Genomic DNA, 15158 nt, shown 5'->3' on the forward strand with positions numbered 1-15158 from the left:
AACACCCTTGTTTGACTAACTTTTTCATGGTTACGTTCCTTCCGCCGCACCGCTAATTTTGCTCATAAAAATCCCGCACCGGTACCTGCGCCACCGGCCGCCGCGGGCTTTCTTCATCGGCCAGCAGGGTACTGAGTTCCCGACTCATGTCAAAATCCCGACGGGCCGAAGCCAGCACCCGGTTGTCACGGTTGCGCAACACCCGCAGATCCACCAGCAGCCGCTTCCCGGTCACGGTATATGTGCCCACCAGAACCGCCTGGGCCTCCTGGACGAAAGAAAGTTCGTCCATATCACGGGATAAGCCGTACTCGCCGTGCCGATCTTTTATCAGCATGGCCGGGGTTTTGCGCACATCCACCACCGCCAGGCCGGCCTGCTGCAACTCGCCCAGCAGCCGCTCCCCCAGCAGCCGCCCGAAAGAGGAAGTGGCGTAAAGATCCCGCAGGTTCACCGGGGTGCTGACCGCCAGGGTATAGCCCTCACGCAACTCCTCCCGGCCGGAGGCCAGCAGATCGGCCACCATGGCGCGCAAGACCCGGTCCGTCAACCCCCACTCCGGTGGCAACCCGACCACTCCCTCAGCGGGCTCAACCTCATCCTGCCGGGCAGCCTGGCGGGCCAGCTCCTCGGGCGAAAAAACCCGGCCGGTGCGATAGACATAGTCGGCGGGAATTTCATGGGGATAATTATAGTGGTAGTAATTGTGGGGCACCTCCACGGCGGCGGCGGAGCCCGCCGCGGTATGGTCGCCCACCGCCGAGCCGGCATAACCGCCGAGGAGCAGGCCGGCGGCCAGCAGGCCCAAACCTTTTTTCTGCAGTGTCATCATTTTGACCTCACCAGGCAAAATTTACCGTCTTACGGCTCAAAAGGATTAAAACTGTACTCCCGATAAACCGGCTCCAGACCTTGCCAGGCCGGGCCAAATTCAGCGGTCATGGGATTGTCGTCCCTGCCGGCCATTTCCCGGGCGGTCGGACCGGCCGGATAAACCACTGGCACCACGCTTTTTTCTTCCTCCTGCTGGCCGAACCTCAGGAAAGAGGGGCGCTTGTCAGCTTCCAGCAATGTTGACCGCAACCCCGCGCAACCGGCGGTCAACAGCAGCAACAGCATTACCACTATCAATACCAGCCCGGCCAGCCCCCTGCCGGTCAACTTTGTCGGCCAGGCAACGACTTTTCTCCAGTGCAACATCTTCCACCTCCTTTTGCGGTCCCGGCCGGGCGGCAGATATTGCCGCCCGCAGCACCAACCTTACGGTCACCGGGAGATATTGCAGATTCCATGCCAGGCCGCAAAAACGACCAGACTGAAATAGCCCTTTACCTCCCGGCCATGATCAGTTATATATTTATGGTTTGGCGGCGGGGTGCCGCCATGAGTTAAGCACGCGAATCATGTCAAGTTTCTTGACCGGGAGGAAGCAGTTATGGCGAGGATCACCGTGGAAGATTGCCTGCAGCAGATCGGCAATGAAAATCGTTTTGCCCTGATTCACCTGGCGGTGGAGCGGGTCAAACAGCATCGCCAGGGAGCACCCTTTCCCGAACGCTGCAAGAACAAGGAAATTGTTTGCACTTTGCGGGAAATCGCCAACGGCATGGTTAACTTCGACAATGTTCGGGGCTTGAAAAAACAACTGCAGGAACAAGCCGCGGTCACCGTCGACCAGGAAGCCGACACGCCCCCCGCGGCACCAGCCGCCGAAGCATAACCCCGGGGCAAGCGGTGCAGGGTCTACCCCGTGAGCGCTTCCCCAAAACTTCGCCAAAGATTTCCACAGCGTTATGGTAAACCGGCAGCAAAGCATGGACATTGATTACTACCAGACCCTGGGGGTTTCTTCCAATGCCTCCCGGGAGGAAATCAAAAAGGCCTACCGCAAGCTGGCCCTGAAGTATCATCCCGACCGCAACCCCGACGACAAAGAGGCGGAAGATAAATTCAAAATCGCCACCGAAGCTTACGAAGTCCTGGGCGACCTGGAAAAACGCAAGATTTACGACCGCTACGGGGTGGCCGGGTTGCGGGATAGCGGCTACAACGGCCCTGGCGGGTTCGACGATATCTTCAGCGGCTTCAGCGATATCTTTGGTGACCTTTTCGGTTTCGGCGGCCGCCGCGGCCCGCGCAACCACCGGGGGCCGATCCCCGGCCACGATCTGCGCTACGACCTGAACATCAGTTTTATGGAGGCGATATTCGGCGCCGAGAAGGAGGTCGAAATTCGCAAGCAAGACACCTGCTGGACCTGCGAAGGCTCCGGCCTGCGCCCCGGCTACCAGCCGGAAACCTGCACCACCTGTAAGGGGATGGGGCAGGTGCTGCAGGCCCAGGGTCCCTTTCGCATCCAGACCGCCTGTCCCCACTGCCGCGGCCAGGGCGCCGTAATCACCGAGCCCTGCCAGGACTGCCAGGGCCAGGGACTGGTTGAACGCCCCCGCAAGGTCACCCTGAAAATCCCCGCCGGGGTGGACAGCGGCGCCAGAATGCGGCTGCGGGGAGAAGGCGAAGGCGGCCGCCGGGGCGGGCCGGCGGGAGACCTCTACGTGATCCTCCACGTCGAGCCCCACAAATTTTTTCAGCGGGAAGGAGACCATATTTTCGCCACCATCCCGGTTTCCTTTTCCCAGGCGGCCTTGGGCTGCACCCTGGAGGTCCCCACGGTCCACGGGCCGGAAAAACTAAAAATTCCCGCCGGCACCCAGCCGGGCAAGCACCTGACCCTCTCCGGCAGGGGCGTGCCACGGCTGCGCGGGAGCGGCAACGGCGACATGATCTGCGAAATCAAGCTGGTGGTACCAGATCGGCTCAGCCGGCGCCAGAAAGAACTGCTGCGGGAATTTGCGGAAATTGAAGAAAAAAGCGACGAACAGAAAAAGAAGGGCGCCGGTTTTCTGAAAAAGTTCTTTCATTTATAGGTCGGCCAAGGCTATATGAGGGGTGCACGGTGAAGCAACAGGAAGACAAGCGGCCGCCAGGCGGCTTCACCCATTTCGACCAGGCGGGACGGGCCTGGATGGTGGATGTCGGCAACAAGCAGGACACCGCCCGGCAGGCCACCGCCGCCGGCCGGATAACCATGTCCGGCGAGGCCTACCAGTTGCTGAAAAGCGGTCGGGCCGGCAAGGGTGATGTGCTGGGCATCGCCCGGATCGCCGGGATCATGGCCGCCAAAAAGACAGGTGAGCTGATCCCCCTTTGTCATCCCCTGAACCTGAACCAGGTGACGGTGGATTTCCAGCTTGACGACCAGGCCAACGCCGTGGCGATTGAAGCCACCGCCAGCCTGGTCGGCAAAACCGGGGTTGAGATGGAGGCCCTCACGGCGGTATCTGTGGCGGCCCTGACCATTTATGATATGTGCAAGGCGGTGGACAAATCCATGACCATCGACAACATCCGCCTGCTTGCCAAGAGCGGCGGCAAAAGCGGGACCTACCAGGCCCGATAACCATCCTGTAACGGTTTGGCACGAGGAACGAGCATGGAGCAAAAAGATCGAGATTATTTTCGCAACAAGCTGGAAGAAATGCGCCAACAACTGCTCAGCGAGGCGGAGAAAACCATCCATGAGATGACCGACCACAGCGACAGCTACCCCGACCCCACCGATCGGGCCACCGCTGAAAGCGACCGCAGCTTCGAGTTGCGCATCCGGGATCGGGAACGCAAGCTGCTGGCCAAAATCAAAGAGGCCATCGCCCGGATCGATGACGACACCTACGGTATCTGCGAGGCCTGCGGCGACGATATTTCCCTCAAACGCCTGGAGGCCCGCCCGGTAACCACCCAGTGCATCGACTGCAAGACCAGGCAGGAAAACCAGGAAAAGGCCCAACAAGGAAGATAAAACAGCCATGCCGGAACTCCGCAAAGATCCGATCATCGGGCGCTGGATCATCATTGCCACCGAACGCGGCAAGCGCCCCAGTGATTTCATTATTGATCAAAGCAAAGCCAAAGGGGGCTTCTGCCCTCTCTGCCCCGGCAACGAAAACACCACCCCCCCGGAGGTGCTGGCCTACTCCGACAACCAGCAACGCCTGAAAAACCAGCCCGGCTGGAGCCTGCGGGTGGTACCCAACAAATATCCCGCCCTGGTGATCGAAGGCGACCTGAACAAGCAGGGCGAGGGTCTTTATGACCGGATGAACGGCATCGGGGCGCATGAAGTGCTCATTGAAACCCCGGATCACGCCGAAACCTTTACCTACTTGCCGCCGGAGCGGATGGTGCAGGTTTTCTGGGCCTACCGCGACCGCCTGGTGGACCTGGGCAAGGACGAGCGCTTCCGTTACGTGATGATCTTCAAAAACTTCGGCGCCGCCGCCGGGGCCTCGCTGGAGCATTCCCACTCGCAACTGGTGGCCCTGCCAATTCTGCCCCGGATGATCACCTCGGAGCTGGAAGGCAGCCTGTCGTACTACCGCTACAAGGAGCGTTGCGTTTTTTGCGACATCATTCACCAGGAACTGGAACAGGATATCCGGGTGGTGACCAAAAACGACAAGTTCCTGGCCATTGTCCCCTTTGCCCCCCGTTCGCCCTTTGAAATGTGGATTCTGCCCCGCAAGCACAGTTCATCTTACTGCAACTCGGACAATGAAACCTTTCGGGCGTTGACCGAAATTTTTTCCGAATGCCTGCGCCGGCTGGACAAATGCCTGCCCGATGTCCCCTACAACTTCGTGCTCCATGCCGCCCCCCTGCGATCACCGGCCCTGGAGCACTACCACTGGCACTTTGAGATCACCCCCAAGTTGACCATGATTGCCGGTTTCGAGTGGGGTTCCGGCTTCTACATCAACCCCGTGGCTCCGGAAGAAGCGGCCCGGTTCCTCCGGGAAGCAGAAATCGACTGACCTGACAAAGGAGCTGGACCATGAAGAAAATACTGCTGGTTGACGACGAAGAATCCATCCACCTGCTCTACCGCGAAGAACTGGAAGAAGAAGGTTTTGAAGTGCATTCGGCCCTCACCGGGGAAGAGGCCCTGGAACGACTGGGAATCGTCAAGCCGGACCTGATCATCCTCGACATCAACATGCCGGGCATGAACGGCATCGAGGCCCTGCGCCAGATCAAGGAAATCAACCCCTCCATTCCGGTGATCCTCTGCTCCGCCTACCAGGAATTCAAGCAGGACCTGGCTTCCTGGGCCTCTGAAGAGTACATCGTTAAATCCGCCGACCTGAGCGAACTTAAGGCCGCGGTCAAAAAATACCTCGCCTGAGCCGCGCCGGGATGCGGGATATTCAGGGCCAGCCGGATCACCGGCGGATCAACATCAGAAAGGTAGGGATCAAAAACATCTCCTACCCCATCAAGGTACTGGACCGGGCTCGCCGCAGCCAGCGCACCGTGGCCACGGTCAACATGTACGTCAACCTGCCCCACCATTTCAAGGGCACCCACATGAGCCGCTTTGTGGAGATTCTCAACCGCTTTCACGGCGAGATCAACCTTGAGAGTTTTCACCTTATTTTAGAGGAAATGAAAGAGCGGCTGCAGGCCGAGGCGGCGCACCTGGAAATCGAGTTCCCCTATTTTATCGCCGAAAACGATGTCCTCGGCCATGGCCCGGCGGAGGGGGCCGGCGGCGGCATCGGGGTGGGTAAATACCGCTGCCGGATGCATGGCTCGCTGGCCGACCGGGATGAACTGACCCTGGAGATCAGAATCCCCATTGCCCCACCCAAGCCGCCGGCCCATTGCAGCGGCCTGCCCCGCTCGCTGGGGCACTGGGGTTACGCCGACATCACCTTGCAGTTTAAGCGCTTTGTCTGGATCGAGGAGATCATCGAACTGGCGGCGGCCGTCACCCGCCACGATGTCTGCTGGCCTTCAGCCGACCAACCAGGCAGCGGCGACCCCGACAACGGCGAATGCGCCCTGGCGGTGGAAAACCTGGCCAGAGCGCTGGGGCGCAAATTGCAACAGCACCCGGATATTCGCTGCTTTGCTGTCCGGGTGGAAAACCTGGCCGCGGGCTTCAACACCTTTGCAACCATCAACAGTACGGCATAATACAACCATGACAGACACCGAAACAAGCGGAGAACTGCTGCTGGAAATCGGCGCCGAAGAAATTCCCGCCGGCTATCTCATGCCCGCCCTCAAAGCCTTGCAAGCCGGCCTGGCCCAAGGCCTGCGGGAGCATGAACTGGCATTTGGCGAAATCAACACCGGCGCCACCCCCCGCCGGCTGGCCGTCAGTGTCCAGGGACTGGCCGCACGCCAGCCCGACCGGGTGGAAGAAGCCATGGGGCCGCCTAAAAAGGCAGCCTTCGACGCCGACGGCAAACCCACCAAGGCCGCCCTGGGTTTTGCCTCCACCAAAGGCGTGTCGGTGGATGAGCTGCAGGTGGTTGCCACCCCCAAAGGGGAATATCTCCAGGCCCGGGTGGAACAGCCGGGGCGGGCCACCGCCGAGATCCTCAACGACCTGCTGCCCGGCCTGATCACCGGCCTGCCCTTTCCCAAGTCCATGCGCTGGGGCAACGGCAAAACCCATTTCGCCCGCCCCCTGCGCTGGCTGCTGGCCGTTTACCAGGGCCGCTCCCTGGCCTTCAGCCTGGAAGAGCTAAGCGCCGGTGACCACACCTGGGGGCACCGCTTTCTGGCCCCCCAGTCGATCCAGGCCACCACTTTCAGCACCTACCGCGATCAGCTTCGCCAGTACCAGGTGCTGGTGGACCCCGCTGAACGGCGCCAAGCCATGGTGGCGGAAATCAACCGGGCCGCCGCCGAGGCCGGCGGCCGCATCCTCCCAGACCCAGAACTGGAGGAAACGGTGACCAACCTGGTGGAGGCCCCTTTTGCCATCTGCGGCAGCTTCGCCGAGCGTTTTCTGCAACTGCCCCGGGAGGTGCTGATCACCTCCATGCGCGAGCACCAGAAATATTTTGCGGTGGTGGACGAGCAAGACAACCTGCAACCCCGTTTCGTGGCGGTTAACAACACCCGGGTCAAAGATCCCGCCGTGGGGGCCGAAGGGCACCAGCGGGTGTTGCGAGCCCGGCTGGAAGATGCCTTCTTCTTTTTCAACGAGGACCAGCAGCGCCCCTTAAGCCAACTGGCCGGACGCCTTAACGGCATTATCTTCCAGCACCAACTGGGCACCATGGCCGATAAAACCGCCCGCCTGGAACAACTGGCCGGGCGCCTGGCCGACGAATTTGCCCCGGAACTGAGCGCCGCCGTCCGCCGGGCCGCCCAGCTCTGCAAGGCCGACCTGCTGACCAGCATGGTGGATGAATTCCCCTCGCTGCAGGGCAACATCGGCCGTGATTACGCCCGGCGCCAGGGAGAGAGCGAAGAGGTGGCCGAGGCCCTCTACAGCCACTACCTGCCCCTGCGGGCCGGCGGCCAACTGCCCCAGGACCGGACCGGCGCCCTGCTGGGAATTGCCGACCGGCTGGACACCCTGGCCGGCTGTTTCGGCATCGGCCTTAAGGTGACCGGCGCCGCCGACCCCTTCGGCCTGCGGCGCCAGGCGGTGGGCCTGATCCACCTGCTGCTGGGGCATAAACTCAAGCTGCCTCTCAAGCCCTGGATTGAGACCGCCCTGTCGCTTTATGACTGCCAGTTGCAAGAGCAACCGGCCGCGGCCCGAGACCGCCTGCTGGAGTTCATCAAAGGACGCCTGGCCAATGATCTCACCGGCCGCGGCCTGCCGGCGGAGGCGGTGGAAGCGGTACTCAGCGTCGATTTCCAGGAGGTAAACGACTGCCAGGCCCGCATCGAGGCCCTGGTGGCGGTCAGCTCTCAACCGAGCTTCACCCTGCTGGCCGGCTCCTTTAAGCGGGTCAACAACATCATCAAAGACAACCGCGACGACCGTATCGACCCCCAACTGCTGCAGGAACCGGCGGAAAAAGAACTGGCGGCGGTGTTGGCCCGGGTAACCGCCGCCGCCGCTCCTCTGCTGCGAGACGGCGCTTACCGGCAGACCCTGGAGCATATCCTGACCATGAAAGAGCCCATCGACCGGTTTTTCGACCAGGTGATGGTCATGGCCGAGGATGAGCAGTTAAAACGCAACCGCCTGGCCCTGCTCACCGCCATCGCCGCCCTGTTTCGTCGGGTGGGCGACTTCTCCCGCATGTACGCCCTGCAAAAATAAAATTCAACAGCGAAGCTCACGGGGTACCCCGGCCATGAAACAAGACGAGTAAAACCTGGACGGGGCCACGGCAACCGGTAGCGGCTGGTTCGCTGGCGGCCGGGCGCATGGACGCGCAGGAGGCCGCCAGCGCCTCGGAGGCGGGCAGGATGCCCGCCGAGAATGAGCCGCTACCGGTTGCCGTGGCCCCACCCCGTTGCAACAACCAACGACTTTTCCGCACCCAACAGGTACCCCGTGAGCGTATACCACCAAAAGGAGAACAGATGAAAATAACCTTCTTCGGCGCCGCCGGCACCGTTACCGGCTCCCAGCACCTGATCGAAGTAAACGGGCAGCGCCTGCTGCTGGACTGCGGCCTGTTCCAAGGCAAACGCAAGGAATCATTCGAGCTCAACCGCCGGGGTTTTTGTGATGCCCGCAGCCTGGACGCCCTGATCCTCTCCCATGCCCATATTGACCACTCCGGCAACATTCCCTGCCTGGTCAAAAACGGTTTTACCGGCGATATCATCTGCACCCCGGCCACCCGCGATCTCTGCGCCATCATGCTGATGGACAGCGCCCATATCCAGGAACAGGATGTGCAGTTCGTCAATAAACAGCGGGCCAAAAACGGCCAGCACCTTTTTGAACCGCTCTACGAAAAGGAAGATGTGGTCCGGGCCATGGGCCAGTTCATCGGCATCAGCCCCAAGCGCCAAAAGGAGATCCTGCCCGGCATTTATCTGACTTTCACCGAGGCCGGCCATATGCTGGGCAGCGCCAATGTGGTGCTGGATATTTATGAGGATGGCGCCGGGGATAATGGCGGCGAAAAAGAGGGCCGGGGTCGCCACCGGCGGCTGATCTTCAGCGGTGACATCGGCCGCCCCGGCATTCCCATTATCCGCGATCCGGCCCAGCTTTCCGAAGGGGCGGACATTTTAATTATGGAAAGCACCTACGGCCACCGTAGCCACCAGCCCTACCCGGATTCGGAACGTGAGCTGGAGCGGATCGTCAACGAAACCTACCAGCGCGGCGGCTGCCTGCTGATTCCCGCCTTTGCCGTGGGCCGCACCCAGCAGCTGGTCTACGCCCTGCACAAGCTCTACCTCGACAACGCCATCCCCGAGGTGCCGATTTACGTAGACAGTCCACTGGCCACCCGGGCCACCGATATTTACCGCCTGCACCCGGAGGCCTACGACCGGGAGATCCGGGATTTCATCCTCAAGGGTAATCACGACAACCCTTTCGGCTTCGACACCCTGCGCTACACCCAGTCGGTGGGCGATTCCAAACAGTTGAACGCGCTGAAGAAACCGGCGGTGATTATCAGCGCCAGCGGTATGATGGAAGGCGGCCGGATTTTGCACCACCTGCGCAATCGGGTCAGCGACCCCAGAAACACCATCCTGGTCACCGGCTGGCAGGCCCCCAACACCTTGGGGCGCAAAATCGTGGAAGGGCAGGAAACGGTCAAGGTGTTCGGTGAAGAGTTCCCTTTGCAGGCCAAAGTGGAACAACTCACCGGCTTCAGCGGCCATGCCGACCGGGAGGGCCTGCTAGCCTGGGCCGGGGCCATGGAAAAAAAACCATCCCACACCTTCCTGGTCCACGGCGAAGCGGAGGCCACCCAGGCACTGGCCTCCGCCCTGCAGGAAGAACTGGGCTTCAGCAACATCGAGATCCCGGAGCTTTACCAGGAGTTTGATATATAACCGGCCCGACTCCTCCCCGTTAGCCCCTGGGCTTGATCAGGCCAGGATAGATTCAGCCAGCACCTGCGCCAGCACTCGATTAAAGCCGGCGGGATCTTCCATTTGCAGGAAGTGGCCGGCGCCGGGGACGATGGTTTCCCCAACGAAGGGAGCGCAACGCTGACGGGCTGATTCCGGAATCAGGGCGCCGTTGATGGCGTGCAGCGGGATCTGCAGTTCGGCGAAGGCCGGGGCCGGATTCCAGTTGAGCAGATCGCGCCAGAGGGGCAAGGCCCAGGCCGGATCGGCCTGGGACATCTCCCGGATCAGTTGCCGTTTCAGCTCCAGCGGGGTGGCGGCGGTGGAGGTCTGCTCCACCAGGCCGGCGATGGCGGCAGGGAAATCGTCGGCAAAGGGGGCGAAGATGTTCTCCACCACTTCCGGGGCCAACCCGCCATAATCAATAACAAAGGTATCGACCAAAACCACGGCGGCGGCCAGACCCGCAAGCTGCCGGGCGGCCTCCATAGCCACCGCCCCGCCCATGGAGTGGCCCACCAGAATCACCTGGCCGGCCTTAAGCTCTTTGGCCCCGGCCGCCACATCGGCGGCCAGCCCGCTTACCGTCCAGGTTTCCCGCTCTCCGGGGCTGGAATGGCCATGCCCCGGCAGGTCGATGGCCGCCACCGCCTGCCGGCGGCCAAAAAAGCTGATCTGGGGCGCCCAGTAGCTCCGGCGGCAGGTCCAGCCATGCACAAACAGCAGCAACGGTTCGCCCGCCCCCAGGCAGTCGCAGGCCAACGGGGTGCCGTCATGCCCCCGCAGGGTGCAACCGGTCGGCTCGGTCAGCGGCTCACTAATCACAGACATGTTCCTCCTCAAGCAATAATTTCAGAATTTTCAGGCCTGACCAGCAATTGATATCGCTGGTTATAGCTAGCCGGAAAGTTCGGGGTCAGCGGCGGCGGGCCGGGCCGGCGAGCAGCAGCTTGATCAGGGCCGCCTGGCTGCCGGCGCCGGTCTTAAGAAAAATCGACTTGATGTGGGAGCGCACCGTATGCAGGCTGAGGTGGCAGCGCCTTGCCACCGACGCCGGCTCGGGGGTCACCGCCAGCGCCCGGGCCACCCGGATCTCCGCTTCCGATAACGCGTAAAGACGGCGCAACCGCTCCGGGTCAATTACCAGGCCGCCTTCAGGGTCATAAAAATAGACCGCCACATGGGCCGGGGGCTCACCCACCACCACCGGCACCTCGGGGTGAATGGGGCGTACCAGCAGTTGCCGACCCAGCCCGTCGGCCGACGGTATCTCCACCGTGCCGCCGTCATCATCAAACAAGCGGCTGGCCGCCGCCTGCAGACTTGATCGGAGCACCTTCTGCAGCCGCTGGTCAGCCTGCTCGTCGCCCAAGCGCAGGCGCCCATCCCGACTGGTAAGCCAGCCGCCGCCCAACAGTTCCTCGGCCCCGGGCGTGGTGTAAACCACCCGCAGTTCGTGGTTCAACAGCACAAAGGGCAGGGTTTCCCGCCCTGCCGCCAGGGCCACTGCCTCGTCCCGGGCCCGGCCGGCCGCTACCTGCCCGGCCAGCACCAAAGACTGCTGCAGATGGGGCACAAAGTCGTTGATAAATTCGGTTTCCGCCTCGCTGTAATGCCCCTGCCCCCGGGTACGCTGAATCAGCAGTTGCACCGAGCGCTCGTCATCCTGGTAAACGGTGCCGCAAAGTCCGTGATGGATATTCTGCGGCCCGGCCCATTCGTTGAAAAACTCGGTGCGGTAATAATCCGGCTGCCGGCAACTGAAATGCAGGTAGGTGGAATAGAGCCGGCCCGGTTCTTTGCGCCGCAATTCCGGGCGCCAGGGGCAGGCATTGACGTAGTACTGAACATAGCGCCGATGATAGTCATCGTCGATATTGAGTTTGAAACTGGAAAGCACCTGGTCGGCGCCGGCATTGAGCAACAGCAGCCGGGCCGAGCGGGATTGGCTGAGCCCCACCAGTTCGCGCAAAAAGGTCATCCAGCCGGCGGGATCGGTGATCGTGGCATAAATGCCGGCGATCAGACGCTCCCGCTCGCGCCACAGGTTAAATTCTTTTGCAGCTTTAATCCCGCTACCCATGACCGGATTAACTCGGCAGTGGCGCTTCACGGCGCCGTTACAATCAATGCCCCGCAGGCTTACTTCCGGGAACATCACCAGGCCGGGGCGGCACTATGTGACACACTACTGATGACAAGTATTATTTACAAGTCAGCGCATACTTTCATGATACGCTCGAGCCGCCGGCCGGTCAACAGAAAAAGCGACATTACAAAAAGATACCGCAACACTCAGGAGGGGACAATGATATCATGAGTAATCAAGGCCGTGGTTACCTCGGCAAGGGGCAGGCCGATGACATTGCTCACCGAACCCTCGATCTTGGCCACCAGCGCCCCACCCCGGCCTTGAACCCCGTAGGCGCCGGCTTTGTCCAGCGGTTCGCCGGTGGCCACATAGGCACGGATCAGCGCCGGGTCAAGCTCGGCAAACCACACCCGGGTCGACACCGCCGCCACCGCCTGCTCCCGGCCCCTGCACAAGGCAAAAGCGGTCCAGACCGTATGCTCCCGGCCACTCAAGGCCGCCAGCATGGCCTCGGCCTGCCCCGCGTCGGCAGGTTTGCCCAGAATTCGGTCTTCCAGGACCACCACCGTATCCGCCCCCAGCACCCAGGCCTCCGGAAACCCGGGCGCCACCGCCGCGGCTTTCTCCAGAGCCAGGCGGCGGGCAAAGTCAGCCGGCCCCTCCCCCGCCCCGGCCACCTCGGCAATAGCCGCGACCGCCACGGTAAACTCAAGCCCCAGCTCAGCCAGCATCTCCCGCCGCCGAGGCGAACCGGAAGCCAAAACCAGAGGTTGCAAATTCCTAAACATCAATCACCAAATAAGATGGCCTCGCAAAAAACCGCCAAAAGAGTTAGTCGGTAAACGCTCGCAGGGTCAAGCAAATCGCTTACATACAAAAAGGACGGCAATGACGACAAGCGTTCAGCAGTGCCGCAGATTTTCGCAAGCAGTCACGGCAATTATAGCAGCGCTATATTGCCGTGACTGATCGCGGAAAGATGCGGTGCTGATGAGCGCTTGCCGTTATTGCCGGGAGGCCCAATTCAGCAACCCCCCGGCCAATAAAATTTCCCGGTGGCGGGGGGAAACCTCCAGGCGCACCGGAATCTGCCGGCTGCCGGCCTCCAGCGTCAGCTTTTCCGCCCCGGCCGCCAACTGCTCGCACAGGCCGGGAATGCGCACCGCTTCACCCTGGGCCAGCTGGTCGTAATCGGCCGGGTCGGCAAAGGTTAACGGAATAATCCCGAAGTTGATCAGGTTGGCCTTGTGGATGCGGGCGAAACTCTTGACCAGCTTGACCTCAACCCCCAGGTAGCGGGGCGCCAGGGCCGCGTGTTCCCGCGACGAGCCCTGGCCGTAGTTGTCGCCGCCCACCACCAGGCCGGGGCCACGCTCCCGGGCCCGCTTAACGAAATCAACATCCACCGCCTCGTAAACAAACTCGCTGATGGCCGGCACGTTGCTCCTCAGCGGCAGCACCCGGGCCCCGGCAGGCATGATATGGTCGGTGGTGATGTTGTCTTCCACCTTGAGCAGCACCTCACCCTGCCAGTCGGCGGGGGGAGCTTTAAAAGCGGGAAAGGGGGCGATGTTGGGCCCGCGGACGATCTCCACCGCCGCACCATCGCCAGCAGAGAGGGGCGGCTCGATACGGGAATCACCGGGAAGATACTTTTGCGGCATGGCAAAGTGGGGATATTCGCCCAGCTCCCGGGGGTCGGTGATTTTACCGGTAATCGCCGCCGCCACCGCCACCTCAGGGCTGCAAAGATAGACCTGATCATCTTTGGTACCGCTGCGCCCCGGGAAGTTGCGGGGGAAAGTCCGGAGCGAGATGGCCCCGGTGGGCGGCGCCTGGCCCATTCCGATGCAGCCCAGGCAGCCGGCCTGGTGCACCCGGGCGCCGGCCTTGACCAGAGTCAGCATATCGCCTTGGGCGGTGAGGTTTTCCAGCACCTGACGGCTGCCGGGGTTAATCTCAAAGCTCAGATCCCGGCTCACCTCCCTGGTTTCCAGGGTCTTGGCCACCACCATCAAATCGCGCAACGAGGAGTTGGAACAGGACCCCACCAGCACCTGGGCCACCGGCTTGCCGGCCACTTCCCGCACCGGCACCACGTTGTCCGGCGAAGAGGGGCAGGCAATCAGCGGCTCCAAAGCACCCAGATCAATCTCCATCACCTCGTCATACTCGGCGTCGGGGTCGGCCACCAGCTCCACAAAGCCCTCTTCCCGGCCCTGACTGGCCAGAAATTCGCGGGTGTTGGCATCGGAGGGAAAGACCGAGCTGGTGGCCCCCAGCTCGGCGCCGAAGTTGGTGATGGAGGCCCGGTCGGTCACCGACAGTTCGGCCACGCCGGGACCGAAGTATTCCATCACGTAACCCACCCCACCTTTAACTGACAACCGTCGCAGCACCTCCAGCAGCACGTCCCGGGCCGACACCCACGGCGAGAGCTTGCCGGTGAGCTTGATCCCGTAGACCTTGGGCATTACAAGATAAAACGGCTTGCCGGCCATGGCCATGGCCACATCCAGGCCCCCGGCCCCCATGGCCAGCATGCCCAGACCGCCGCCGGTGGGGGTATGGCTGTCGGAACCCAGCAGGGTCTTGCCCGGCAGCCCGAAACGTTCCAGGTGAACCTGGTGGGAAATGCCGTTGCCCGGCGGCGAAAAATAGAGGCCGAATTTGCGGGCCACGGATTGCAGAAAGCGGTGGTCGTCGGCGTTACGGAAATCCGACTGGATCAGGTTATGATCGACATAGCAGACCGACAATTCGGTTTGCACCCGGGGAATCCCGATGGCCTCGAACTCCAGGTAAGCCATGGTGCCGGTGGCATCCTGGGTTAAGGTTTGGTCAATGCGAATGCCGATTTCCTGCCCTTTCACCAACTCACCTTCCACCAGGTGGGCGGCAAGAATCTTTTCCGTAACCGTCTGTCCCATGCTGTTGCTCCCCGTCTTGGTCTTCATCACAGTAGGCCGGCCCGCACCAAAAAACGGACCGGCCGGATAATTCGCCACACAAAACCGTTGACTATTACCATATCTCCCACCTTTTGTACATCACCTGCCTTAGCCCCTCGGGTCAAAGTCAAATATCCGCCCGGGTCAAAAAAATGACCGCGCCGGAGCAGCCGGCCGCGCCCTTTTCTTTTTGGCCCGGCCGGCAGGAAATCGTTGAATAACGGGAAAATCGACGGTACAGTGGCAACTGTTTACGG

The 15158-nt window shown here is 61.7% G+C and carries 15 protein-coding genes; 9 read left to right on the forward strand and 6 right to left on the reverse strand.

Annotation, left to right across the window (positions count from 1 at the left end; translation table 11 throughout):
* Window positions 1-52: 52 nt before the first annotated feature.
* Window positions 53-832 carry a FlgO family outer membrane protein gene (locus DAAHT2_RS08660; protein ID WP_013163917.1) on the reverse strand — a complete coding sequence of 260 codons (780 nt, stop codon included), beginning with the start codon at window positions 830-832 and terminating at the stop codon, window positions 53-55.
* A gap of 29 nt (window positions 833-861) precedes the next feature.
* Window positions 862-1200, reverse strand: coding sequence for a hypothetical protein (locus tag DAAHT2_RS08665; protein WP_013163918.1), 339 nt, complete (start codon window positions 1198-1200; stop codon window positions 862-864).
* A gap of 235 nt (window positions 1201-1435) precedes the next feature.
* On the opposite strand from DAAHT2_RS08665, the gene rpoZ reads away from it, so the two are divergent.
* The 9 genes from rpoZ (at window position 1436) to DAAHT2_RS08710 (ending at window position 9840) form a co-directional block, all read left to right on the forward strand.
* On the forward strand, window positions 1436-1720 hold the full coding sequence (rpoZ, locus tag DAAHT2_RS08670; protein ID WP_013163919.1) for a DNA-directed RNA polymerase subunit omega: 285 nt from the start codon (window positions 1436-1438) through the stop codon (window positions 1718-1720).
* A gap of 94 nt (window positions 1721-1814) precedes the next feature.
* Window positions 1815-2927 (forward strand): molecular chaperone DnaJ, encoded by a 1113-nt coding sequence (gene dnaJ / locus DAAHT2_RS08675; protein WP_041719572.1) that lies wholly within the window; start codon window positions 1815-1817, stop codon window positions 2925-2927.
* A 29-nt stretch (window positions 2928-2956) separates the two neighbouring features.
* Window positions 2957-3460: a cyclic pyranopterin monophosphate synthase MoaC gene (moaC, locus tag DAAHT2_RS08680; RefSeq protein WP_013163921.1), complete on the forward strand. Its 504-nt coding sequence runs from the start codon at window positions 2957-2959 to the stop codon at window positions 3458-3460.
* A 33-nt stretch (window positions 3461-3493) separates the two neighbouring features.
* Complete coding sequence (gene dksA, locus DAAHT2_RS08685) at window positions 3494-3859, forward strand: RNA polymerase-binding protein DksA (RefSeq protein ID WP_013163922.1); 366 nt, start codon at window positions 3494-3496, stop codon at window positions 3857-3859.
* Window positions 3860-3866: 7 nt separating this feature from the next.
* The gene (gene galT / locus DAAHT2_RS08690; protein WP_013163923.1) at window positions 3867-4871 is read left to right on the forward strand and encodes a galactose-1-phosphate uridylyltransferase; all 1005 of its coding nucleotides are present in this window, start codon (window positions 3867-3869) and stop codon (window positions 4869-4871) included.
* Window positions 4872-4891: 20 nt separating this feature from the next.
* A complete protein-coding gene (locus DAAHT2_RS08695) occupies window positions 4892-5242 on the forward strand; it encodes a response regulator (RefSeq protein WP_013163924.1) in 351 nt (116 codons plus the stop codon).
* Between the two features lie 11 nt (window positions 5243-5253).
* Window positions 5254-6036 (forward strand): GTP cyclohydrolase, FolE2/MptA family, encoded by a 783-nt coding sequence (locus DAAHT2_RS08700; RefSeq protein ID WP_013163925.1) that lies wholly within the window; start codon window positions 5254-5256, stop codon window positions 6034-6036.
* Window positions 6037-6043: 7 nt separating this feature from the next.
* Window positions 6044-8134 carry a glycine--tRNA ligase subunit beta gene (gene glyS, locus DAAHT2_RS08705; protein ID WP_013163926.1) on the forward strand — a complete coding sequence of 697 codons (2091 nt, stop codon included), beginning with the start codon at window positions 6044-6046 and terminating at the stop codon, window positions 8132-8134.
* 266 nt (window positions 8135-8400) lie between these two features.
* Complete coding sequence (locus DAAHT2_RS08710) at window positions 8401-9840, forward strand: MBL fold metallo-hydrolase RNA specificity domain-containing protein (protein ID WP_013163927.1); 1440 nt, start codon at window positions 8401-8403, stop codon at window positions 9838-9840.
* Between the two features lie 36 nt (window positions 9841-9876).
* On the opposite strand, the gene DAAHT2_RS08715 is transcribed toward DAAHT2_RS08710, so the two are convergent.
* The 4 genes from DAAHT2_RS08715 to DAAHT2_RS08730 form a co-directional block, all read right to left on the reverse strand.
* Window positions 9877-10689, reverse strand: coding sequence for an alpha/beta fold hydrolase (locus tag DAAHT2_RS08715; RefSeq protein ID WP_013163928.1), 813 nt, complete (start codon window positions 10687-10689; stop codon window positions 9877-9879).
* An 85-nt stretch (window positions 10690-10774) separates the two neighbouring features.
* Entirely contained in the window at window positions 10775-11941 is a 1167-nt protein-coding gene (locus DAAHT2_RS08720; protein ID WP_157861448.1) for a helix-turn-helix transcriptional regulator, read from the reverse strand.
* A gap of 212 nt (window positions 11942-12153) precedes the next feature.
* Entirely contained in the window at window positions 12154-12738 is a 585-nt protein-coding gene (locus DAAHT2_RS08725) for a Maf family protein (RefSeq protein WP_013163930.1), read from the reverse strand.
* A 216-nt stretch (window positions 12739-12954) separates the two neighbouring features.
* Window positions 12955-14880, reverse strand: coding sequence for an aconitate hydratase (locus tag DAAHT2_RS08730; protein WP_013163931.1), 1926 nt, complete (start codon window positions 14878-14880; stop codon window positions 12955-12957).
* Between the last annotated feature and the right edge of the window lie 278 nt (window positions 14881-15158).

Source organism: Desulfurivibrio alkaliphilus AHT 2 (assembly GCF_000092205.1).
Classification (GTDB): domain Bacteria; phylum Desulfobacterota; class Desulfobulbia; order Desulfobulbales; family Desulfurivibrionaceae; genus Desulfurivibrio; species Desulfurivibrio alkaliphilus.

Coding starts and splice junctions, on each gene's coding strand:
- DAAHT2_RS08715 (WP_013163928.1), bottom strand. CDS start 10,689: ATGTCTGTGATTAGTGAGCCGCTGACCGAGCCGACCGGTTGCACCCTG.
- rpoZ (WP_013163919.1), top strand. CDS start 1,436: ATGGCGAGGATCACCGTGGAAGATTGCCTGCAGCAGATCGGCAATGAA.
- DAAHT2_RS08710 (WP_013163927.1), top strand. CDS start 8,401: ATGAAAATAACCTTCTTCGGCGCCGCCGGCACCGTTACCGGCTCCCAG.
- DAAHT2_RS08725 (WP_013163930.1), bottom strand. CDS start 12,738: ATGTTTAGGAATTTGCAACCTCTGGTTTTGGCTTCCGGTTCGCCTCGG.
- DAAHT2_RS08660 (WP_013163917.1), bottom strand. CDS start 832: ATGATGACACTGCAGAAAAAAGGTTTGGGCCTGCTGGCCGCCGGCCTG.
- DAAHT2_RS08695 (WP_013163924.1), top strand. CDS start 4,892: ATGAAGAAAATACTGCTGGTTGACGACGAAGAATCCATCCACCTGCTC.
- glyS (WP_013163926.1), top strand. CDS start 6,044: ATGACAGACACCGAAACAAGCGGAGAACTGCTGCTGGAAATCGGCGCC.
- DAAHT2_RS08700 (WP_013163925.1), top strand. CDS start 5,254: ATGCGGGATATTCAGGGCCAGCCGGATCACCGGCGGATCAACATCAGA.
- DAAHT2_RS08665 (WP_013163918.1), bottom strand. CDS start 1,200: ATGTTGCACTGGAGAAAAGTCGTTGCCTGGCCGACAAAGTTGACCGGC.
- dksA (WP_013163922.1), top strand. CDS start 3,494: ATGGAGCAAAAAGATCGAGATTATTTTCGCAACAAGCTGGAAGAAATG.
- DAAHT2_RS08720 (WP_157861448.1), bottom strand. CDS start 11,941: ATGGGTAGCGGGATTAAAGCTGCAAAAGAATTTAACCTGTGGCGCGAG.
- dnaJ (WP_041719572.1), top strand. CDS start 1,815: ATGGACATTGATTACTACCAGACCCTGGGGGTTTCTTCCAATGCCTCC.
- DAAHT2_RS08730 (WP_013163931.1), bottom strand. CDS start 14,880: ATGGGACAGACGGTTACGGAAAAGATTCTTGCCGCCCACCTGGTGGAA.
- galT (WP_013163923.1), top strand. CDS start 3,867: ATGCCGGAACTCCGCAAAGATCCGATCATCGGGCGCTGGATCATCATT.